Origin of the sequence: Promicromonospora iranensis (assembly GCF_028994775.1) — a bacterium.
Classification (GTDB): domain Bacteria; phylum Actinomycetota; class Actinomycetes; order Actinomycetales; family Cellulomonadaceae; genus Promicromonospora; species Promicromonospora iranensis_A.
The window spans coordinates 394,507-415,633 of sequence record NZ_JAJQMN010000005.1 but is presented as its reverse complement, the minus strand read 5'-3'; the positions used below and the strand labels follow the sequence as shown (position 1 = coordinate 415,633).

Here is a 21,127-nt window from a genome sequence, read left to right as displayed (position 1 = left end):
CGCGCCGTAATGACATAATGTGCATTATCAGTTGTAGCCAGATCTGGCTGTACGGGCCGGTCATGAAGCGAATGTGGCGCCGTAGCGTGCCAGACTGCGGCCGTGGCTCAGCACACGTCGCACACGTCCTCGCCCTACGAACCGGCGTCCCGGCCGGCGCCCGAACTGGTGCCTGAACCCACGCCTGGAGCGCCGGCCTCCACCCTGTCACCCGAGCCGTCACCCGAGCCGGCGTCCCCTGACTCGTCGTCCGGGCGAGAGTCGTCAGGACCGGCCGAGCTCGTCGAGCGCCTGACGCGTTGGGCCTGCGAGACGCCGTGGGTCGAGTGGCTCGAGCTCGCCGGCTCGCTGGGACGAGGCGCCGGTGACGAGCTCTCCGACGTCGACGCAGGCGTCGGGCTGCTGGACGGCGGTGACCTCGACGCCGTCGCGGACGCCGTGACCGGATTCGCGCCCACCGCCGCGGTGCTGCGCCAGCCCTTCGGACCGGACACGACCCACCTCGTGAGCATCTACCAGGACGGCCGACAGCTCTCGCTCGTCGTCATGCCGTGCGCCACTCGCACCGGCCTGGCACCCGAAGCCATCGCCCTGGTGGACAAATCGGGCAGGCTTGCGTCCCCACTGGACCGGACGACGTGGGACCCGGACGCCGCACGACGCCGTGAATGGGCGTTCCTCGCGTGCATCGCCGCAGGTGACGCGCTCAAGCACGCCCGCAGGGGCACGTACTGGAGAGCACTGCGCAGCCTGACCGAGGCTCGTGACCTGTATCTGCAGCTGATCGCCGCGCAGGAGGGCGTGGTCTTTCCGCAGTTCGGGGCCGTCAGCCTGGAGAACGCGGGCCGGCCCGTACCCGACGAGCTCGCCGCCACCCTCGTCGGCTCCCCCGGCCTGCAGTCGATCGTCGACGCCGTCAACGTGCTCGTGTCACTCCTGGCCCCGTTCGTCAGGGAGCACGACCTCGAGGGCCTCTGCGACGCGCTTCGCCTGGACGTCCCGCGATGAGCGCCGAGCCCGAGACCGCGGGCCTGGCCGAAGCGCTCCGCACCAGTCCGACAGTCCGCCTCGGGGACGACGTCGAACCCGGCTGGCGGGATGCGATCACCACCTGGGCGCTCTCACGGGACCTGGAGATCACGGGGCCCGAGGTCGTCGGTCGAGCCGCGACGCTCGCGATCACGACCAAACCCGGCAACGCGGTAGGCGCGGCCTGGGTGCACTCCCCCTACGCGGGCGTCGAGGATCTTGCGCCGGCGCTGCCCGGTCACGTGCTCCTGACCCGCACGACCGGGACGATGCCGCAGCGCATCGCCGAGTACGTGCTCGCCTGGGTTCTGGCCGAACGCTGGCATACGGCGCGTTACATCGCCGACTCGGCGTCAGCCACCTGGGACCCGTCGGACCCGCCGGCACCACCGGCGCGCGACGGGGCGGTCGTCGTCGGCACGGGTGCCATGGGCACGGCGATCGCCCGGACGCTGGCCACCATCGGGCACCACGTCACGGGCCTCAGCAGGAGCGGCCGCCCCGACGAAGCCTTCGACGCCGTGCTCCCCCTCGCCGGGGCGCTGAGCACTACCGCTCTAGACGGGCCAGGAGTCGACGTCCTGGTACTCGCACTCCCCCACACCCCGCAGACCGCCGGCCTGATCACACCTGGCCTGCTACGGGCGTTCGACGGCGTGCACCTGATCAACATCGGCCGTGGATCCGCGGTCCGCACCGACACGCTCCTGGGCGCGATCACCACGGGCCACGTGCGGCACGCCACGCTCGACGTCACCGAGGAGGAGCCACTTGCCCCCTCCTCTCCCCTGTGGCGGCGCCCCGAGATCACCGTCACGCCCCACGTCTCGGGTCTCACGCTGCCGTCCGACGTCGTGGCCGGGCTCGACGCGGCGCTCTCGGAGATCCGTGCCGGCCGCCGCCCGACGTCGGCGGTCGCACTGGACCGCGGCTACTGACGCACGCTGAGCCGGCCCTTGTGAGCCGGCCCTCGTCGGCCAGCCGTGTGTCAGCCGTCCGTGCCGTTGGTTCGACAGAGACGTTCGTCGCTGCGGATCCAGGGCTGGACCGTCGTGCGGTCGGTCATGTCTCGAGGTTGGCCAGGTGCTCCGGTGCGGGCTGGGGTCCGGGCCGGTCGACCTGCGCGGCGAGGTTCTGGGGTGCCTGGATGCAGTAGGAGTCGGTGAGGAGCTCGGTGAGCTCGTCCCAGTCGGTGTGCTGATCGAGGATCATGCCGACGACGTTGGTGCCCCAGCTGGCTTTGAAGTACTGAGGACCGAGGTGCTGAAAGGCCTCTACCTCGTCCGGTTCGGCACGGAAGGTGATGCGGACCAGGCCGTCCTCTCCCCCGAAGACGTGGCCTACCGTCGCGTCCCGGACCTTCCAGGCGACGCCGGTCCAGGCGTCGTGCTCGTTGCACTCCGGCAGACGTTCCAGGAGGGCGGCGAGGCGCTGGACGGTCTGGGCCGGGACGGGGGCTCTTTCGCTCACGGCAGGAGTCTTGCACCAGCCACTGACATGACCTCAGACGAGGCCGAGCTCTCGTGCGCGTACGCCGGCCTGGAAGCGTGACTCGGCGCCCAGGGCGTCCATCAGCTCGGCCACGCGGCGCCGGTAGGTGCGGACGCCGAGGCCGAGGGACCGGGCGGCGGCCTCGTCCTTGACGCCCTGGCTGAGGAGGTCGAGCACCTGGGGCGCGAGCTGCCGGATCTCGGCTGTCTGGGCGTCGTAGACGTCGAGGTCGGTGGCTGAGCGCCAGGCGGCGTCGAACAGGGAGGTGACGCCCTGTACGGCCTCGCGCTGGGTGATGACGCTGTAGCTGCGTACACCGGCGGAGACGTCGCCGGCCAGGATCACCAGGCGGCGGTCGAGGATGATCGTCTCGTTGATCTCGTCGCTGGTGATGCGGACCTGTGCGCCGTGCTGGTCGCGGATTTCGGCGACGGCGCGGGTACTGACGGGGTCGAGCATGATGCCGGACCGGTAGACCTTGCGGATGCGGGCCTGGCCGCGTAACCGGGCGCGGTACGTCTCGTTGATCTCGTCGGTCTGTGCCCGGGACCAGGTGAAGAGGTCGTTCGCGGCGCATGCGACGTCGGTCGCGGACGCGAACAGGTGCGCAGTGCGTTCCGTGAGCTCCTGCTCGCCGCGCACGATGGTGACGGTCTCGCCGGTCTGCATGGTCTCGATCCTGCCCGACGCCGTTCGCGGGCGCCAGGCTCGGCAACAAGCTGCCATCGCCGTGGGGCGAGGCGCGGGCCGCGTGATGCTGGCTGCATGACGACAGACCTGAACACGACAGCAGCCGACCACGACACCACGAGCCCCCACCTCACGAGCCCTGACACGACAGGTCCCGGGTCGGGCGGCCCGGAAGCGGCGGCCTCCGGGACCTGGCAGCTCGGTGACCGCACGGTCAACCGGGTGGGACTCGGCGCGATGCGGCTGGTGGGCATGCCCTGGGACGAGAGGCCGCGCGGCCGGGACGGGTCGCTCGCGGTCCTGCGGCGCGCCGTCGAGCTCGGCGTGAACCACATCGACACCGCCGCCTTCTACTTCATGCCGCTCCGTTCGGCCAACGAGCTGATCAGCACCGCTCTCCAGCCCTACGGCGACGATCTGACGATCACCACGAAGGTCGGGCCGGCCCGTTCTCGCGACGGTGGGTTCGAGGAGATGGCACGCCCCGACCAGCTCCGCGCCCAGGTCGAGGAGAACATCCGCCAGCTCGGCCGCGACCATCTCGACGTGGTCAACCTGCGCTGGGGCACACGCATGGCCGGCGAGGGGCGTGAGCCCGAGTCGGTGGCCGAGCACTTCGGTGCGCTGGCGGAGCTGCGTGAGGCGGGGCTGGTCCGGAACCTCGGCATCTCGAACATCCTGCCGGAGCAGCTGGTCGAGGCGATGAAGGTCGCACCGGTGGTCTGCGTGCAGAACCAGTACGGCCTGACCAGCAGGGAGGACGACGCCCTGGTCACCCTCTGCGGTGAGCACGGCATCGCGTTCGTGCCGTTCTTCTCCGTCGGCGCCGCTGTGCCGGGTGCCTCGCCGCAGGGTGGCGCCGACGAGACCGGTCAGGCGCAGGTCGCCGCCGTCGCTGCCGCGCACGGCGCCACACCGGCGCAGGTCCGGCTGGCCTGGACCCTGCACCGGGGCCCGCACGTCCTGGCCATCCCTGGTACCGGCAGCGTGGCGCACCTGGAGGAGAACGTCGCCGCGGGCGGCCTGCGCCTGACCGACGACGAGCTCGCGCTGCTGGACGGGATCGCCGGACGGGATCGCTGACAGCGACGGCTGCCCGGGAAACGGACGCCACGGCTGCCCGGTAGCCTGGCCGCCGTGAGGATCGCGGTCACCGGTTCGACCGGCACGCTCGGGAGCCAGGTCGTCGACCTGCTCGCCAGGGACGCAGCCACCCCAGAGGGCGGCACAGAAGGCGGCCCGCTGGAGGTGCTGGCACTTGCGCGCCGTCCTGCCGCGGTACTCGGCGCTCTCAGCCCTGCCGCGAGCGCCTCGGGTGTCGTGGTGCCGGTGTTCGCGGACTATGACGACGTGGGTTCGTTGCGGTCGGCGCTGCGTGGGGTGGACGTGCTGGTGTTCGTGTCCGGTGACGGCGAGGCCGCGCGGATGTTGGTCCAGCACGAGAACGTGGTGCGGGCGGCGGCCGCGGGTGGTGTGGGGCACGTGGTGTACCTGAGTGGTGTGGACGCGGACCTGGCGTCGCCGTTCTGCTACGCGTTCACCAACGGGTACACGGAGCGGCTTCTGGTGGGCAGCGGGTGCGGGTTCTCGTTCGCGCGGGCTTCGCTGTTCACACAGTTCGTCGCGGCGTTCCTGAGGCCGGCGCTGGTGTCGGGCGAGCTGCGGGTGCCGGCTGGTGGCGGGCGGGTCGCGCTGGTGTCCCGGTCCGACGTCGGACGGTGCCTGGCGGCGCTCGCGTTGTTGCCGCCGAGCGGGCGGCATCATGATCTGACCGGTCCTGCGGCGTTCACCTTCGAGGGCCTGGCGGGTGTGCTTACCGGGATCGGGGGTGCTGCGGTGCGCTACACCGAGGTCGCGCCGGGGGTCCATGTCGAGGAGCTCGCCAGGGCCGGTGAGGATCCGTGGTGGACGTACGCGTACTCCACGATGTTCGCATCTGTCCGGGAGGACCGTTGGAGCACGGTGTCGGGCGAGGTGCTCCGGCTGACGGGGCGGGCGCCGTTGTCGGTCGCCGACGTCATGGGCTCGGGTAGCGGCGACAGCGGCATCCGCCGTGACGTGACTGACGCCTGACCATGACCGGCGGATGCCGGCGGTGGTCAGGCGTCAGTGGCTCCGGGTGTGTCCGGAGCGGTGGCTAGCGGTACTGCGCGACGATCGGGCAATCCATGGGGTTGGCCTCGCCGAGCCCGACGCGGTTGAGGTAGGCGGTGATGATGCCGTACGACTCGAACAGTCCGGTCTCGGTGTACGGGATGTCGCGCTCGGCGCAGAACGCCCGCACGAGGGGGCGTGCCTGCTTGAGGTGGACGCTGGCCATGCGCGGGAAGATGTGGTGCTCGATCTGGTAGTTCAGGCCGCCCATGGCGAGGTCGATGAACCAGCCACCGCGGATGTTGCGGGAGGTGAGGACCTGGCGGCGCAGGAAGTCGATCTTGAGGTCCTTGGGCAGCAGTGGCATGCCCTTGTGGTTCGGCGCGAACGTGGCGCCCATGTAGAGGCCGAACGTCGCGAGCTGCACGGCCATGAACGCGGCGCCGAGCGCCGGGCCGAGCGTGAGGAAGACGAGGGTCGGGAACCCGATGAGTCGCAGGCTCAGGAGCCAGATCTCCGCGCCGCGGTGCTTGATCGCGGGCGTGGTGGCGAGGGTCTGGACCGCGTTGGCGTGCAGGACCGGGCCGAACAGCATCAGCATGGGGAAGAACAGGTAGCCCTGGTGGCGGGTCACCCAGCCCATGAATCCGGTACGGCCCACTTCTTCGCCCGGTACGAACACGAGCGCGCCGGTGGCGATGTCGCCGTCCTTGCCGATGACGTTGGGGTTGCCGTGGTGCTTGTTGTGCTTGCGCGCCCACCAGCCGTGGCTGAGGCCGACGACGAGGTTGGCGATGATCCGCGCGAACCACTCGTTGCGGCGCCCGGAGCGGAAGATCTGCAGGTGTCCGGCGTCGTGGCCGAGGAACGCGCCCTGCGTGAACACGATGCCGAACAGGACGGCCACCGCGAGCTGCCACCAGGTGTCGCCCAGCGTCAGCAGCAGCGTGAACGCGAGCGCCAGGCCTGCCGCGAGTGCGGCGGTGCGGGCGGCGTACCAGCCGACGCGACGCTCCATCAGGCCGGCGGCGTTGGCGCGCTCGGCGAGATCGAAGTAGTCGTTGGTCTGCTTGTTGCGGGCGGTGCGTGCTGCGCGGGGTTGGCGGGCCGAGCGAGGCGGCGCGTCGGTCGTGATCGTCATAGCGTCAACCTAAGAACCGGGTAGTGGTCCGCGCGTCCCCCACGGGAGCCAACCTCACCCCCTACGTGAGTAGTGGGTGCTCGTCCTCGCCGACGGGGAGGGTGGCGGTCAGGGTGAAGCCGCCGTCGGGCGTGGGGCCGGCGGTGACGGTCCCGCCGATGGCGGCGACGCGTTCGCGGATGCCCGCCAGGCCTAGCTGGGCGCCCGGTGTGGGTTCGTCGCTACGGGCGGGGGCGGTGTTGCTGACGCTGACCCGCAGGTCGTGCCCGTCGTCGGTGACGGTGACGGTGATCGCGGAGCCAGGGGCGTGCCGCAGGGCGTTGCTGAGGGCCTCCTGGACGACGCGGAAGCCGGTGAGGCCGACGGCGTCGGGGACCTCCGCGTCGGTGCCGTCGTACGCGATCTCGGCGCCCGACGCACGGGTGGACCTGAGGAGCTCGTCGATGTCGGCGAGGGTGGGCATCGGCGCGGTGGGTGCGGTGTCGTGGCCGCGCAGGATGCCGAGCAGGCCGCGCATCTCGCTCAGCGCACGGCGGGAGGAGGCGGCGATCTCCTCGAACTCCTGCTGGATCACGTCGTCGAGGCCGGGCTGCCGGTAGCGGGCGGTCGAGGCCTGCACGGTGATGACGGACATGCTGTGCGCGACGACGTCGTGCAGCTCTCTGGCGATCCTGTTGCGCTCCTCGAGCTCGCGGCGGCGGCCGGCCTCGGCGGCGCTGACCCGTTCGGCCTGTTCCATGCGGACGACGCTGAGGATCCACAGCCGCACGAGCACGCCGACCAGGGCGATCCCGCCACTGAGGGAGACCAGCACCACGCCGTTCGGGCCGGCGGACGCGTGCGGGTCGCCGACGATCAGCGCGGGTGCGAGGACTGTCAGCATGGCGCCCGCAAGCCAGAGGGACGCGGCCCAGTACCAGGAGTGGCGCAGGGCGAGCACGAACACCGTCAGGCAGTGCGTGAGCAGCACGGTGACCGGCCACGGCCACGGCCACTCGGGCGCCGCGTTGGCGGTCACGATCATCAGTCCCAGGGCAGCCGGGATGGAGGCGCCGAGCCCGGCCCAGGCCCAGCGCACCGCCATGATCGCGGCGGCGCAGTGCACGATCGTCAGGGTCATGGCGGCCACGGGGTGGGCGCCGTACCCGGACGCGGTCACCGGCCAGCCGACGGCGACGAGCGCCACCGCGGCGACGGAGACCACGGTCCACATCCAGACGACCTCGCGCCGGGCGATCGAGAACGTGCTGAGGTCCAGCCGGGTCAGCGAACGCAGCCGCCAGTACCGGGTGCCACGACCGGGAGCGGCGGCAGCGCCCGATACCTGCGAAGCAGCATGTGGGTGGTCCATTCTCTGCAGGTTATGCGGCGCACGGGTGTCGCGCGTCACCCGCGAGAGGGAACCGGCGTCATACTTTCGGGTTTCCTTCCGGACGTCGGTTACGTTGGTCCCATGCCCCCAGCTCCCGATGGTGCCGATAGCGCGATCCGGGTGCTGATCGTCGACGACCAGTCGATGATCCGGGCCGGGTTCGCCGCCCTCCTGAACGCGCACGATGGGATCACGGTGGTGGGCACGGCCGAGGACGGCGCGGGAATCAGCGACGTCGTGCGCCACACGCAGCCCGACGTCGTGCTGATGGACATCCGCATGCCGAAGGTCAACGGGCTGGACGCCACCCGCGCGATCATGGCGATGCCCGGCACCCCGCCGAAGGTGATCATGCTGACCACCTTCGACGCCGACGAGTACGTGTTCTCGGCGCTGCGCGCGGGGGCCAGCGGGTTCCTGCTGAAGGACTCACCTCCCGAGGAGCTCACCCAGGCGGTACGTGTGGTGGCGGACGGCGAGGCGCTCCTGTCCCCCAAGATCACGCGGGCGCTGATCGCCGACTACGCGGCGCGTCCGGAGCGGCCAGCCTCGGCGGACGCCCGGCTGTCCTCGCTGACCGACCGCGAGCTCGACGTCATGAAGCTGGTCGCCGCGGGCCAGTCGAACGCCGAGATCGCCACCGAGCTGTACCTGGCGGAGCAGACCGTCAAGACGCACGTCTCGCGCGTCCTGAACAAGCTGGAGCTGCGCGACAGGACGCAGATGGTGGTCTGCGCGTACGAGTCGGGACTGGTGCGGGCGGGGCACTGAGCCGACCGCCCGCGGTCACTCCCCACGTACTACTCCCCCATCCGCTACTCCCCCATCTGCTGGTCCCCCATCACCTGCTAGTCCCCCACGTACTGCGCCAGGTGCTCGCCGGTCAGTGTCGCCCGGCCCGTCCGCGCCCTGGCCACGAGATCGGCCGGCGTGCCCTCGAAGACGATGCGGCCGCCGTCGTGCCCCGCGCCAGGACCGAGGTCGATGATCCAGTCCGCGTGCGCCATCACCGCCTGGTGATGCTCGATCACGATGACCGACTTGCCTGACTCGACGAGGCGGTCGAGGAGCCCGAGCAGGTTCTCCACGTCGGCCAGGTGCAGGCCAGTCGTGGGCTCGTCGAGCACGTAGACGCCGCCCTCGCGGGCCATCTCGACGGCGAGCTTGAGCCGCTGCCGCTCTCCCCCGGACAGCGTGGTCAGCGGCTGGCCGATCCCGAGGTAGCCCAGCCCGACGTCGGACAGGCGCTCCAGGATCTTGTGCGCCGCGGGGACGGGAGCGGGGCCGTCCTTGGCGAAGAACGCGGCAGCCTCGGCCACCGGCATCGCGAGCACCTCGCTGATGTCCTTCGCGTTCTCGCCCCCGCCGTTCGCACCGCCGCCGAGCGTGTACACCAGCGCCGACGCGTCGAACCTCTTGCCGCCGCAGTCCTCGCACGTCGTGGCCACGGTGTCCATGAACCCGAGCTCCGTGTAGATCACGCCGGCGCCCTTGCAGGTGGGGCAGGCGCCCTCGGAGTTGGCGCTGAACAGTGCGGGCTTGACGCCGTTGGCCTTCGCGAACGCCTTGCGGATCGGCTCGAGCAGGCCCGTGTACGTCGCGGGGTTGGACCGGCGCGAACCCTTGATCGCGCCCTGGTCGACCGTCACGACGCCCGCATCACCCGGGAGCGACCCGTGGATCAGCGAGCTCTTCCCCGACCCGGCGACACCGGTGACGACGGTCAGCACACCGAGGGGCACGTCGACGTCGACGTCGCGCAGGTTGTGCGTGCCGGCCCCGCGGATCTCCAGCTTCCCCGACGCCTGACGCACGGTGTCCTTGAGCCGCGAGCGGTACCCGAGGTGCCGGCCGGTGAGGGTGTCGCTGTCCCGCAGCTCGTCGACGGTGCCCTCGAACTGGATGGTCCCACCCGCCGAACCCGCGCCCGGCCCGAGGTCGACCACGTGGTCGGCGATCGCGATGGCCTCCGGCTTGTGCTCGACGACGAGCACCGTGTTGCCCTTGTCCCGCAGCTCGGCCAGCAGGCGGTTCATCCGCTGGATGTCGTGCGGGTGCAGCCCGATGGTGGGCTCGTCGAACACGTACGTGACATCGGTCAGCGCCGAGCCGAGGTGGCGGATCAGCTTGGTGCGCTGCGCCTCTCCCCCGGACAGGGTGCCCGAGGGGCGGTCGAGCGAGAGGTAGCCCAGACCGATCTCGGTGAACTTGTCGAGCTGGAGCTGCAGACCCGTCAGGAGCGGAGCGACGGCCGCGCCGTCCTCGGTGGTGGCGAGCTTGCGCACCCAGGCGGCCAGGTCGCTGATCTGCATGGCGCACGCGTCGGCGATGCTGACGCCGTCGATCTTCGACGACCGCGCCGCCTCGGCCAGCCGGGTCCCGTCGCACTCCGGACAGCTCACGAACGTGACCGCCTGCTCCACCCACGCGCGGATGTGCGGCTGGAGGGACTCGGTGTCCTTGCTGAGCATCGACTTGCGAACCTTCGGGATCAGGCCCTCGTACGTGAGGTTCATGCCCTTGGCCTTGATCTTCGTCGGCTCCCTGTGCAGGAAGTCCGCCAGCTCCTGCTCGCTGTAGTCACGGATCGCCTTGTCCGGGTCCAGGAACCCCGACTCGCTGTACGTGGCGACCATCCAACCGTCAGCGGTGTAACCGGGGATCTTGATCGCCCCCTCGTTCAACGACCTCGAGTCGTCGAACAACTGCGTCAGGTCCAGGTCGGAGACCCGACCCCGACCCTCGCACCGCGGGCACATGCCCCCGTGGTAGACCTGCTCCCGCACTATCGTCTTCTCGCCCGTCGACGACGTCATCACCCCGCTCGCCTTGCGCGCCGGGACGTTGAACGAGAACGCGATGGGCGGCCCGATCTGCGGCTGCCCCAGCCGGCTGAACAGGATGCGCAGCAGTGCGTTGGTGTCCGTGACGGTGCCGAGGGTGGAACGCGGGTTGGACCCGAGACGCTCCTGGTCGACGACGATCGCGGTGGTCAGCCCTTCGAGCTGGTCCACCTCCGGCCGGTCCAGCGACGGCATGAACCCCTGCACGAACGCGCTGTACGTCTCGTTGATCATCCGCTGCGACTCCGCGGCGATCGTCGCGAACACCAGCGAGCTCTTGCCCGACCCGGAGACGCCCGTGAACACCGTCAGCCGCCGCTTGGGGATGTCGAGGCTGATGTCCTTGAGGTTGTTCTCGCGGGCGCCCTGGACACGGATGACGTCGTGGCTGTCCGCCGGGTGCGGGGTGGCTGCGTGCGTCAAGTTGATGCTCGCGTTGATGCTCGCGTTGATGCTCGGGTTCATGCTCGGCCCTCCATGACGGTCATGCGGGACGCGGACCGGGCTTCTCTGACGTCGGCCGCCGGCTCCTGCGGGGCGACGGCATCCACCGGACGGTCGGCGGGTGCCGCGGGGCGAGGTGCGGGCCGGGCAGCCGCCCGTACGGACGTGGAGGCAGCCGGCGTCAGCCCTGGGATACACATGGTGTCGCTCAGAGCTGCTTGATGCGAACGGTGTTGCCGGCGGGGTCGCGGAACGCGCAGTCGCGGAAGCCGTACGGCTGGTCGACCGGCTCCTGCATCACCTCGGCGCCGCTGGCCTGGACCCGCTCGAACGTCGCGTCCAGGTCCTTGGCACCGAGGATGACGGCGGCGTAGGTGCCCTTGGCCATCATCTCGGCGACGGTCTGCCGCTCGGCGTCGGTCACCCCCGGGTCGGCGGCCGGGGGCGTCAGGACGATGGACGTCCCAGCCTGCCCGGCCGGCCCGACGGTGATCCAGCGCATGGTGCCCTCGCCGACGTCGAGCTGCACCTCGAACCCGAGGGCGTCACGGTAGAACGCGAGAGACGCCTCGGGGTCGGTGTGCGGGAGAAAGGTCTGGTGGATGGTGAGGTCGGTGCTCTCGTGTGTGCTCATGGCTGCCACGCTAGGTCCCGGCCGCCGGTGTGCGCTTCTCGATTCCTGACCTGCCGGGGGTGATCCGCACCGGCCGGGTCACCTGTTTCGCGATGCAGGCAGGCAGCCCGGCCAGGTCGATCGACCGGGCGGCCAGCTGCGGGTCGCTGCGGTACACGCTCGGCGGCACCCCCACGAGCTCGGTGAACCGGGTGCTGAACGTACCCAGCGATGAGCAGCCGACCGCGAAGCAGACCTCGGTCACGCTCAGGTCGCCGCGCCGCAGCAGCATCATGGCGCGCTCGATCCGGCGCGTCATCAGATAGCTGTACGGAGACTCGCCGTACGCGGCCTTGAACTGGCGCGACAGGTGCCCCGCCGACATGTGCACACCCGCCGCGAGCGCAGCGACGTCGAGGGGCTGGGTGTACTCGCGGTCCATGCGGTCGCGTACGCGGCGCAGGAGCGTGAGGTCGCGCAGCCGCTGGGTGTCGGCGTCGCTGCCGACGGCGGTCGCGGCGGCGACGTTGCCTGCGTCGAGGGTGTTGCTGCTCACCTGTCAGATCGTGTCATGGAGCGTGGGCCGTGTCCCGGAGGGTGGCGGCTTGCTGTGGGTGAGATCAGTCCTGCGCGAGGAACTCCCCGGTGAGGATCAGCTCCGAGCCCTGGTGGCCGTGCACGACGATGTGGTCCTCCTCGAACGTCACGTCGATCTCCTCGGCGGTGTGGTGCTCGAGGTCGGTGAACGGGCTGGCGACGTAGCTGATGCGGGGGCCGAGGTCCGGGTCCTTGCGCGCGACCCACAGCACGCCGCCCGGTGTCCCGTCGTCGCGCAGCTGGACGCACAGCGGTGCCGGGCCGGTGCCGGCGCCCGGTTCGCAGACCTCCTGGACGAGGCTGGGCCTGAGGTGGTCGGTGACCGCGGACCAGGCACCGACGCCGAGCAGGGCGACCACGGCTCCCGACAAGGCACCGAGCAGGAAGCGTCTCATGCGGCTGAACCCTAGTGGGGAGGACGGCGACCGGTGCTCTGACCAGCCATGATTCTGTCCGCATCCGGGAACAAACGTGACCGTTTCATCCGTTCTACGGGCGGAATGAGTATCTGAACGAGCATCTGACCGACGTCGTGAGCAGGGTCTCCGGACCTCGCGGACGGCGTCACGGCCCGCTCCGGACCGGTCACCCGTACAGCACCCTCTCAGGGGGCTCCCGGCGTCTCCGGATCGGCTCGCGCGATGCTGCTCACCCGGCCCCCTACGTATGGAGGACCACGTGACGACACCCGCTGCACTGCCCCGACCGCGCCCGTTGCGCGACGTTCGGCGCGAGAGCCCCGGCCCGCTGATGATCGTCGTGGGAGGCGTCCCCGGAGCCGGCAAGAGCACCCTCCTGGCCAGGGTCGCCGACGACGTGCCCCGCACCGTCGTGCTCGACCCCGACCGCCACCGGCGCCGGATCGCCGCGCGGCTGCCGTCCTGGGTGCCGTACGGGACCTACCGGTGGGCCGTCCACACGCTGCACGCCGTCGAGACCCTGGCCCGGCTGGCCCGCGGTCCGCGCTCGACCGCCCCGCTCCTGGTGCACGACACCGCGACCCGGGTACGGAGACGAGAGGCTCTCGGCCTGATCGCCCGGCTGCGCGGCTGGGACCCCGTGCTGGTGGCCGTGGACGTCTCCCTCGCCGAGGCGCTCGACGGGCAGCTGGACCGCGGCCGGATGGTGCAGCCGGAGGAGTTCGTGCGGCACTGGGGGCGGTGGACGGCGCAGCGCTCGGCGCTCGCGGCGGTCGACGGCGGTCCGCGTGGCCCGTGGTCGAGCGTGTACCTGACGGCGCGTTGTGACGCGTACCGGCGGGTGCGTGAGCTGGCGAGGCAGCGTTCGCTGGTGCTGGCGGCCGGCCAGGCCACGGCGGACGAGGCCACGGCGGGCCGGACCGCGTCCAGGACGGGGACCGTCGGCCGCCCGTGCGCCGCCTAGCGCCGTAGATCTCGCGGGCGGCCCGGTTGCCCGCGTGGTCTACGGTGCGGTCAGGTCACCGCCAGCCGAGGGCCGGCGCCACGTGCCGCAGGATGTTCTCGATGATGTGCGCATTGTAGTCCACGCCCAGCTGGTTGGGCACCGTCAGCAGGAGGGTGTCCGCGGCCTGGACTGCCTCGTCGCCCCGCAGGTCCTCGACCAGCTCGTCGGGTTCGCCCGCGTACGTCTTGCCGAACCGGGCGGGACCGGTGTCGAGGCGGCCGACCTGGTCCTCGCTGAAGACCTCCATACCGAAGTACCGCCGGTCACGCTCGTCGGTGATGGGGAAGATGCTGCGGCTGACCGACACCCGCGGCTCGAAGTCGTGCCCGGCCTCGGCCCAGGCGTCCCGGAAGCGCTGGATCTGCTCGGCCTGCAGGCGGTGGAACGGCACACCCGTGTCCTCGGTCAGCAGCGTGGACGACATCAGGTTCATGCCCTGGGCCGCCGTCCACTCCGCGGTGGCCCGCGAGCCCGCGCCCCACCAGATCCGGCGGCGCAGGCCCTCGGAGTGCGGCTCGATCCGCAGCAGGCCGGGCGGGTTGGGGAACATGGGCCGCGGGCTGGGCTCGGCGAACCCCTCGCCGTCGAGCACCTCGAGGAACCGGGCCGTGTGCTCGCGGGCCAGGTCGGCGGCCCCGGCATCCTTCGGCGCGGGCTCGTACCCGAAGTGCCGGTACCCCTCGACGACCTGCTCGGGTGACCCCCGGCTGATGCCGAGCTGCAGCCGCCCGCCGGAGATGAGGTCCGCCGCCCCGGCGTCCTCCGCCATGTACAGCGGGTTCTCGTACCTCATGTCGATCACGCCCGTGCCGATCTCGATGCGGCTCGTCCGTGCGCCGACCGCAGCGAGCAGCGGGAACGGCGAGGCGAGCTGGCGCGCGAAGTGGTGCACCCGGAAGTAGGCGCCGTCGGCACCCAGCTCCTCGGCGGCCACGGCGAGGTCGATCGACTGCAGCAGCGCGTCCGACGCCGAGCGGGTGCCCGACTGCGGATGCGGCGTCCAGTGACCGAAGGACAGGAACCCGATGTTCTTCACGCTGACCTCAACTCCTCGGGGGCACGGGCCCCGTCCCGGGTCCGCAGGAACGTTCCCGAACCGTTACCCGAACCCGGGCATCGTTTCCGCCTCGCCAGGCGTCTCTACCAGTGTGAGCAACAGTGTGAACAACAACGACGCATTCCTCGACCGCACCATCAACCGTCCCGCCGGCGGGTTCGCTCAGCGAACCGCGCAGCCGGAGCCCGTTCGCTGGTGGATCCCCCTCGTGGCCTCCACCGGCGCGCTGCTCGTCCTGGTCCTCGGCACCGCCGCGGTGGTCAGCAGCCTGGTCAACTCCACCATCAGCAACATCGGCTGATCCCCGGGCGTCCCGCTGGTGCCCCTGCTCGCCGGCACCGCTGGGACGCCCGGCGTTCAGGGCCGGCTCAGGCCTGCCTGCGGACTGCTTCCGCCACGGCTTCGGCCACCCGGTGGTCGAACACGCCCGGGATGATGTAGGCGCTGTTCAGCTCGTCCGGTGCGACGACCTCCGCGATCGCCACCGCCGCCACCCGCAGGAGCTCCGTGGTGATGTCCTTGGCCCCCGTGTCCAGCAGGCCGCGGAACAGGCCCGGGAAGGCGAGCACGTTGTTGATCTGGTTCGGGTAGTCGCTGCGCCCGGTGGCCACCACCGCGGCCGTCTCGGAGGCCTCCAGCGGGTCCACCTCGGGGGTCGGGTTCGCCAGCGCGAACACCACCGCGCCCTCGGCCATCTGGGCCACGTCGGCGCCCGAGAGGATGCCGGCGGCCGAGACGCCGATGAACACGTCGGCGCCCTTGAGCCCTTCCTGCAGCGTGCCGGCGAAACCGTCCACGTTCGTGTTGTCCACGATCCAGCGCCGGTGCGGATCGTCGGTCACCACACCCGGGTGCAGGGCGCCGTCACGCCCGAACGCCACGATGTGCCGGGCCCCCTGCGCCTTGAGCAGCCGGATGATGGCGTTGCCCGCGGCGCCGACGCCCGACACCACGATCCGCACGTCCTCGAGCTTCTTGTCGACCACCTTGAGCGCGTTGATCATGGCCGCGAGCACCACGATCGCCGTGCCGTGCTGGTCGTCGTGGAACACGGGGATGTCGAGCTCCTCGCGCAGCCGCGCCTCGATCTCGAAGCAGCGCGGCGCCGCGATGTCCTCCAGGTTCACGCCCCCGTAGACCGGCGCCATCGCCTTGACGATCCGCACGATCTCGTCGGTGTCGGTCGTGTCGAGGCACACGGGCCACGCGTCCACCCCGCCGAACTCCTTGAACAGCGCCGCCTTGCCCTCCATCACCGGCAGCGCGGCGGCCGGGCCGATGTCACCCAGGCCCAGCACCGCCGTGCCGTCCGTGACCACCGCGACCGTGTTCCGCTTGATCGTCAGCCGGCGCGCGTCCTCCGGGTTCTCCGCGATCGCCAGGCACACCCGCGCCACACCCGGTGTGTACGCGCGCGACAGGTCACGGCGCGTCTTGAGCGGCACCTTGTTCGTGACCTCGATCTTGCCGCCCAGGTGCATCAGGAACGTCGAGTCGCTCGACTTGAGCACCTCCGCGCCCTCGATGGCGTTCACCGCCGCGACGACCCGCTCACCGTGCTCCGCGTCGATCGTGTCGCACGTGACGTCCACGACCAGGCCGTGCGACGTCGAGTGCGCGATGTCGACGCCCATCACCGCACCCCCGGCGTCCGCTACCGCCGCTACCACCGTGCTCGTGGCACGCTGCGACGCTGCCACCTCCACGCGCAGGGTGATCGTGTAGCTCGGGCTGGGCAACGACATCGTTGTTCTCCTCGGTGATCCGGGTCCTCCCGGGCGCGGCAGTCCGCACGAGGAGATTCCTACCGCCACAGGGTGACGTGCGCCACACGGGCCCGCCATACGGACGGCCACGCCCGGCCGCTCGCCGAAGATGGTGCCGTGCACATCGCCACCGACTCCCCCGCTCGCGACGACATCCGTCGGCTCCTGGACGAGCACCTCACCGACATGTTCGCCACCTCCCCCGCCGAGAGCGTGCACGCGCTGGACCACTCAGCGCTCCTCGCCCCGGCGATCACCTTCTGGACCGCACGCGACGACGACGCCACCCTGCTCGGGTGCGGCGCGCTGAAGGAGCTGGAACCGGGCGCGGAGCCGGGTCAGGGCGCGCGCCGGAGTGAAGCCCACCGTGAGATCCACGGCGAGATCAAGTCGATGCGCACCGCCGCGCACGCGCGGGGCAGGGGCGTCGCCTCCGCACTGCTGACCGCCGTGCTCGCCGAGGCACGGCGCCGCCGCTGGGCCCGCGTGAGCCTGGAGACCGGGTCACAGGACTACTTCGCTCCCGCTCGCCGCCTGTACGCCCGCCACGGTTTCACCGAGTGCGGCCCGTTCGGGGACTACACGCCCGACCCGCACAGCGTCTTCATGACGCTGGAGCTCACCGCACCTCGGACGGCGCAGGGCGACCCTCTCCACGACCTGCCTGCCCAGGACCTGCCTGCTCACGACCTGACCCGGTAGCCGGACGCCGCAACCGGTCCCGCAGGTTCGCGACCCGGGGCTCGTCCAGCCCGGCGTACCGGAGGTAGGCGGCCGGGTCCAGGTCGGCGAGCCACTCCAGCAGGGCGGCGCGGCGCTCGCCGACCCGCTGGTCGATCTGCTGGGCGGTCCAGCTCTCGCCCGGGTGCTGCACCCAGGCCCCCTGCTCGACGTCGTAGGCGATGCCGGCCCGGCGCGTGGTGCCGCGGAACGCCTGCTCGTAGTCCTCGGCGATCGCCTCGTGCTCCACGCCGGCCAGCGCCAGCAGGATCGCGGTGATCATCCCCGTGCGGTCGCGCCCCGCGGAACAGTGCACCAGCACCGTCCCCGGAGCATCCGCGATCGCCCGGAAGACCGCCCCGAACAGGTGCGGGTACATCGCCGTGTTGGGCGCGTACGAGCGCGGGTGGTCCAGCCACGGCCCGCAGGCCTCCAGGAAGTGGGGGTCGCCCGGGTCCTCGGTGGGCGTCCTGCGCGTGACGATCCCGGCCGGGCGGACGGCGTCGGGCAGCAGGTCGTGCGCCTGGACGATCTCCGCCGGGTTGCGCAGGTCGACGACGGTGGTCAGCCCCGCCGCGAGCGCCTGCGCCCAGCCGGTGGTGGTGATCGTCTCGGGTGCGCCGGAGCGCCAGATCCGTCCGGGGGCGGTGCTTCCGCCGTCGTCGAGCGGGAGGCCGCCGAGGTCGCGGAGGTTGAGGGCGCCGTCCCAGGCCCGGGGGTTTGCCGGTTTGCTCATGGGTCGCATGGTGGTTCCCGGTTCGGGACGTGGTCAACGGGGAGAACTGCCCCTGGACGTGTCGTCGTCCGGTTGGGGTCGAGGAGGCCGTCGGTGCGCCCCTCATCGGCGGCGGGGCACCGGGATCCGGTCCAGGTCGGCGGCGACGGTGAGCTCGCCGTCGAACACGGTGCGGGCCTCCTTCTCGAACTCGGCGGGGTCGGTGTACCGCTGCGAGAAGTGAGTGAGGACGAGGCTGCGTACGCCGCTGCGGGCGGCCACGGTCGCGGCCTGGAGGGCGGTCAGGTGCCCGTGGTCGCGCGCGAGGTCGCGGTCGCGGTCCAGGAAGGTCGACTCGATGACGAGCAGGTCGACGCCGTCGGCGAGGTCCCACACCGCGTCGCACATGCGGGTGTCCATCACGAACGCGAACGACTGGCCAGGGCGTGGGTCGCTGACGTCCTCGACCCGCACGGTGCCGTGCGGGGTGTGCAGCGTGCCCTCCCGGGCCAGCCGGCCGACGTCGGGTCCGGCGATGCCGGCGGCGGCGAGCCGCTCGGGGTCCATGCGGCGACCGTCCGGCTCGTCGAGCCGGTACCCGTACGCCTCCAGGGAATGGTCCAGCCGGGCTGCCCGGAGCACCGCGGGGCCGTGCAGCTCGCCGGGCACGCGGGGTACGGCGCCGTCGTGCGACAGGCCCTGCAGTGCGATGTGCTCCTGGTGGTAGTAGGCCGTCGAGTCGCAGAGCGCCTCGACCCAGCGCCTGCCGGACGCAGGGAACGTGATCGGCACGGTCTGCGGTACACCGTCCAGGCTGATGCGCTGCACGACGCCGGCCAGCCCGAGGCTGTGGTCGCCGTGCAGGTGCGTGATCGCGATCCGCGTCAGTGCGGTCGCGGAGATGCCGGCGTACAGCAACTGGCGCTGGGTTCCCTCACCGGGATCGAACAGGATGACCTCGTCGTCCCAGAACAGCGCGTAGCCGTTGTGGTTTCGGGTCCTGGTGGGCACCTGGCTCGCGGTGCCGAGGGCGACGAGCTCACGGCTGGAGAGCCGGTGGTTGGCGGGGCGCTGGAACACGTTCGCATTGTGTCCCGAACGCCCGGGAACCGTCACGGGAAAACGGCATCAAGGAGGGCGCCGAGGAGCGGTGACACCTCGTTTTCAAAAGATCACCCGCAGCCGGGAAGCACGTTCAGCGGGTCACAGCCATACTGCGCCTGTGCCAGGACGAGCACGGCCCAGCCGAAGCCGAGGAGCATGGCTCCGCCGACAAGGATGTTGAGGACCGGGTAGTTTCCGTCCTGCAGGACGGGGGCCAGCGCCAGGGCGGCTCCGGCGAGGAGGCAACCTAGTGTCACAATGGTGATTGGGCTGGTCAGGGCGCCAGAGGCGGACAGCTCGAGCCAGCCGAACCGATCCCCGAGTAGCACCAGAGCGGCGTACGGTAGAGCGAATCCCAGCGCAGCGATCGCGCGCCAGTCCATCACCGAGAGCTTCGACAGCACCATGACCTCCCCTTTTGACCTGCCCCAGACAGTGGCCAAACACCCTCTGTAAGTGTTAATAATCGGGGGGCGCTCCGCTATCTTTGGTAGTGATTTTCACAGAATCCGACATATTCGTACGATCTCCACTTTCAGGACTCTCGCGCTGGTGACACCCTGTGGCTCGTCGTAGCGCCACCGGCGGCACGGCTGTCGAGGAAGGACGCGCATGGCGAGGGACGAACGCGTAGGAAAGCCCGCGTACGCGGCGGTGTCGACACGGATCACCGGCATCCGGGTGGCTCGTGCGCGCTTGCGGGAGATCGCCGTCGTGCGGGTCGACGAGCGTGGCGCCGTCGTCGACGAGTGGTCGGCGGTGCTGCACCCGGACGGCGCATGGATCGCGCTCGCCGACGTCGCCTCGACCCTGCGCGAACGCCTGTCGCAGATGGCGATCGTGACGCACAACGGCAGGCTCGGCATCGAGGTGCTGCGCGCGGAGCTGGCCCACCTGGGGTGGCAGCTGCCCGCGTTCGCCCAGCTGACGACCATCGATGCGAGCTATCACTACCTGCCAGCCCTGGTGCACCGCCGCCTGTCGGACTGCTGCACCGCCGCAGGGGTCCCGTTCGAGGGCGGCGGCGTCCCGCCGAACACCAGCCCGGTCAACGAGGCCCGGGCGACCGCCGGCCTGCTGAGCAGGTTCCTGCAGAGCGGGAACGGGGTGCGTGACCTGCCGGAGCTGCTGCAGGTCACGCTGCGGGCCTGGGTCTACCCCTGGCCCGACGGGCCCAGCCGGATGGCCGAGCCGCCGCGCCCGTGGCCGGGGCGACGGGGACCGGGCATCCTCACCACGCTGGCCGGACAACCGCTCGCCGACGCGATCGCCGCCGTCGCGGACGTCCACACGCACGGCTACCTGGCGCTCATCGCCGAGACGCTCCACGACGGCCGGCTCACCCCGGAGACGTCCGGCGGGCTCGCGGACGCCGAACCGCTCTACCGGCTGACACCCGAGGCCGCTGCCGACATCCGCAGGAAGTTCTTCGACGCCCTGGTGCGCCAGGCGATCGCGGCCGACCGGTACCACCTGGAGGTCCGGCAGGAGCTGTGGCGGGTCGCGGACACGCTCGGCTGCCCCCGGGACGCGGTGATCGAGCCGATCGTCGAGGCGACGCCCGTCGAGTTCCCCAAGCTGGACGACGACACCGGCGCCAAGAAGCCCACCGACGGCCGCAGCGTGGCGACGCCGGCCCAGATGCGGGCCTGGGCCATCGCCAACGGGTTCGACGTCGAGGGCTACATCCGGCTTCCCTGGTCGATCGTGCGGGCCTTCGAGGAGGCGCACGCCGAGCCCGTCGACCGCACCCCCCGCCCGACGGCGGCATACGACCAGCGCCACGCCAGTCCCTCGGCGCACGAGGAGCCACGGGCAGGCCTGGACCCCGGCCCTCGACCCGCTCCGCGCCCGGCACCCGGTGCCGTCCCCCGGCCGATTCTGCGTCCCAACCCCCGCCCGGACCCGCGCCCCGCACGCCGCAGGGACCTCGAGCTGGACCCCGACGACGGGGTGCCTCAGCTCGAGTTCGACCGGCTGGAGACCCCGCCCATCGGCAATCCGGTGGTCTGAACCGGTCCCGGGC

The 21,127-nt window shown here is 71.2% G+C and carries 22 protein-coding genes; 9 read left to right on the top strand and 13 right to left on the bottom strand.

What is annotated here, in order from left to right; translation table 11 throughout:
- Positions 1-102: 102 nt before the first annotated feature.
- Together LUU90_RS11815 and LUU90_RS11810 are read left to right on the top strand one after the other, a co-directional pair.
- On the top strand, positions 103-1,008 hold the full coding sequence (locus LUU90_RS11815; protein ID WP_275003622.1) for a hypothetical protein: 906 nt from the start codon (positions 103-105) through the stop codon (positions 1,006-1,008).
- Positions 1,005-1,967 (top strand): NAD(P)-dependent oxidoreductase, encoded by a 963-nt coding sequence (locus LUU90_RS11810; RefSeq protein ID WP_275003621.1) that lies wholly within the window; start codon positions 1,005-1,007, stop codon positions 1,965-1,967. The genes LUU90_RS11815 and LUU90_RS11810 overlap by 4 nt, the downstream gene beginning before the upstream one ends.
- 124 nt (positions 1,968-2,091) lie before the next feature.
- Here the strand turns inward: LUU90_RS11810 and LUU90_RS11805 are convergent, their stop codons facing one another.
- A complete protein-coding gene (locus tag LUU90_RS11805) occupies positions 2,092-2,499 on the bottom strand; it encodes an MmcQ/YjbR family DNA-binding protein (RefSeq protein ID WP_275003620.1) in 408 nt (135 codons plus the stop codon).
- Between the two features lie 33 nt (positions 2,500-2,532).
- The gene (locus LUU90_RS11800) at positions 2,533-3,189 is read right to left on the bottom strand and encodes a DNA-binding response regulator (protein WP_275003619.1); all 657 of its coding nucleotides are present in this window, start codon (positions 3,187-3,189) and stop codon (positions 2,533-2,535) included.
- A gap of 96 nt (positions 3,190-3,285) precedes the next feature.
- Here LUU90_RS11800 and LUU90_RS11795 point away from each other — a divergent pair, with 96 nt between their 5' ends.
- Positions 3,286-4,293 carry an oxidoreductase gene (locus LUU90_RS11795; protein WP_275003618.1) on the top strand — a complete coding sequence of 336 codons (1,008 nt, stop codon included), beginning with the start codon at positions 3,286-3,288 and terminating at the stop codon, positions 4,291-4,293.
- A 54-nt stretch (positions 4,294-4,347) separates the two neighbouring features.
- Positions 4,348-5,283 (top strand): NmrA family NAD(P)-binding protein, encoded by a 936-nt coding sequence (locus LUU90_RS11790; protein ID WP_275003617.1) that lies wholly within the window; start codon positions 4,348-4,350, stop codon positions 5,281-5,283.
- A gap of 64 nt (positions 5,284-5,347) precedes the next feature.
- Here the strand turns inward: LUU90_RS11790 and LUU90_RS11785 are convergent, their stop codons facing one another.
- Positions 5,348-6,445 carry a fatty acid desaturase family protein gene (locus LUU90_RS11785; protein WP_275003616.1) on the bottom strand — a complete coding sequence of 366 codons (1,098 nt, stop codon included), beginning with the start codon at positions 6,443-6,445 and terminating at the stop codon, positions 5,348-5,350.
- A 61-nt stretch (positions 6,446-6,506) separates the two neighbouring features.
- Positions 6,507-7,796: a sensor histidine kinase gene (locus tag LUU90_RS11780; RefSeq protein WP_275003615.1), complete on the bottom strand. Its 1,290-nt coding sequence runs from the start codon at positions 7,794-7,796 to the stop codon at positions 6,507-6,509.
- Positions 7,797-7,898: 102 nt separating this feature from the next.
- Between LUU90_RS11780 and LUU90_RS11775 the strand changes: the two genes are divergently transcribed.
- Positions 7,899-8,588, top strand: a complete 690-nt coding sequence (locus LUU90_RS11775) for a response regulator (protein ID WP_275003614.1) — start codon at positions 7,899-7,901, stop codon at positions 8,586-8,588.
- Positions 8,589-8,665: 77 nt separating this feature from the next.
- Here LUU90_RS11775 and LUU90_RS11770 read toward each other — a convergent pair whose 3' ends face one another.
- From LUU90_RS11770 to LUU90_RS11755, 4 genes are all read right to left on the bottom strand, one after another.
- The gene (locus LUU90_RS11770; RefSeq protein ID WP_275003613.1) at positions 8,666-11,125 is read right to left on the bottom strand and encodes an excinuclease ABC subunit UvrA; all 2,460 of its coding nucleotides are present in this window, start codon (positions 11,123-11,125) and stop codon (positions 8,666-8,668) included.
- A 187-nt stretch (positions 11,126-11,312) separates the two neighbouring features.
- Positions 11,313-11,738, bottom strand: coding sequence for a VOC family protein (locus LUU90_RS11765; RefSeq protein WP_275003612.1), 426 nt, complete (start codon positions 11,736-11,738; stop codon positions 11,313-11,315).
- 10 nt (positions 11,739-11,748) lie between these two features.
- Entirely contained in the window at positions 11,749-12,159 is a 411-nt protein-coding gene (locus LUU90_RS11760; protein ID WP_275003685.1) for a helix-turn-helix transcriptional regulator, read from the bottom strand.
- Between the two features lie 178 nt (positions 12,160-12,337).
- Entirely contained in the window at positions 12,338-12,709 is a 372-nt protein-coding gene (locus LUU90_RS11755) for a hypothetical protein (protein WP_275003611.1), read from the bottom strand.
- Positions 12,710-12,992: 283 nt separating this feature from the next.
- Here LUU90_RS11755 and LUU90_RS11750 point away from each other — a divergent pair, with 283 nt between their 5' ends.
- The gene (locus LUU90_RS11750) at positions 12,993-13,697 is read left to right on the top strand and encodes an AAA family ATPase (protein WP_275003610.1); all 705 of its coding nucleotides are present in this window, start codon (positions 12,993-12,995) and stop codon (positions 13,695-13,697) included.
- A 55-nt stretch (positions 13,698-13,752) separates the two neighbouring features.
- Here LUU90_RS11750 and LUU90_RS11745 read toward each other — a convergent pair whose 3' ends face one another.
- Positions 13,753-14,775, bottom strand: a complete 1,023-nt coding sequence (locus tag LUU90_RS11745; protein WP_275003609.1) for an LLM class flavin-dependent oxidoreductase — start codon at positions 14,773-14,775, stop codon at positions 13,753-13,755.
- Positions 14,776-14,887: 112 nt separating this feature from the next.
- On the opposite strand from LUU90_RS11745, the gene LUU90_RS11740 reads away from it, so the two are divergent.
- The gene (locus tag LUU90_RS11740; protein ID WP_275003608.1) at positions 14,888-15,097 is read left to right on the top strand and encodes a hypothetical protein; all 210 of its coding nucleotides are present in this window, start codon (positions 14,888-14,890) and stop codon (positions 15,095-15,097) included.
- Positions 15,098-15,164: 67 nt separating this feature from the next.
- Here the strand turns inward: LUU90_RS11740 and LUU90_RS11735 are convergent, their stop codons facing one another.
- Entirely contained in the window at positions 15,165-16,541 is a 1,377-nt protein-coding gene (locus LUU90_RS11735; protein ID WP_275003607.1) for an NAD-dependent malic enzyme, read from the bottom strand.
- A 138-nt stretch (positions 16,542-16,679) separates the two neighbouring features.
- On the opposite strand from LUU90_RS11735, the gene LUU90_RS11730 reads away from it, so the two are divergent.
- Positions 16,680-17,264, top strand: coding sequence for a GNAT family N-acetyltransferase (locus LUU90_RS11730; protein ID WP_275003606.1), 585 nt, complete (start codon positions 16,680-16,682; stop codon positions 17,262-17,264).
- Here the strand turns inward: LUU90_RS11730 and LUU90_RS11725 are convergent.
- From LUU90_RS11725 to LUU90_RS11715, 3 genes are all read right to left on the bottom strand, one after another.
- The gene (locus LUU90_RS11725; protein WP_275003605.1) at positions 17,182-18,018 is read right to left on the bottom strand and encodes a tyrosine-protein phosphatase; all 837 of its coding nucleotides are present in this window, start codon (positions 18,016-18,018) and stop codon (positions 17,182-17,184) included. The genes LUU90_RS11730 and LUU90_RS11725 overlap by 83 nt on opposite strands.
- A gap of 102 nt (positions 18,019-18,120) precedes the next feature.
- On the bottom strand, positions 18,121-19,077 hold the full coding sequence (locus LUU90_RS11720) for a ribonuclease Z (RefSeq protein ID WP_275003604.1): 957 nt from the start codon (positions 19,075-19,077) through the stop codon (positions 18,121-18,123).
- A gap of 92 nt (positions 19,078-19,169) precedes the next feature.
- On the bottom strand, positions 19,170-19,508 hold the full coding sequence (locus LUU90_RS11715) for a hypothetical protein (protein WP_275003603.1): 339 nt from the start codon (positions 19,506-19,508) through the stop codon (positions 19,170-19,172).
- Positions 19,509-19,713: 205 nt separating this feature from the next.
- Between LUU90_RS11715 and LUU90_RS11710 the strand changes: the two genes are divergently transcribed.
- Positions 19,714-21,114 carry a hypothetical protein gene (locus LUU90_RS11710; protein WP_275003602.1) on the top strand — a complete coding sequence of 467 codons (1,401 nt, stop codon included), beginning with the start codon at positions 19,714-19,716 and terminating at the stop codon, positions 21,112-21,114.
- The last annotated feature ends 13 nt before the right edge of the window (positions 21,115-21,127 follow it).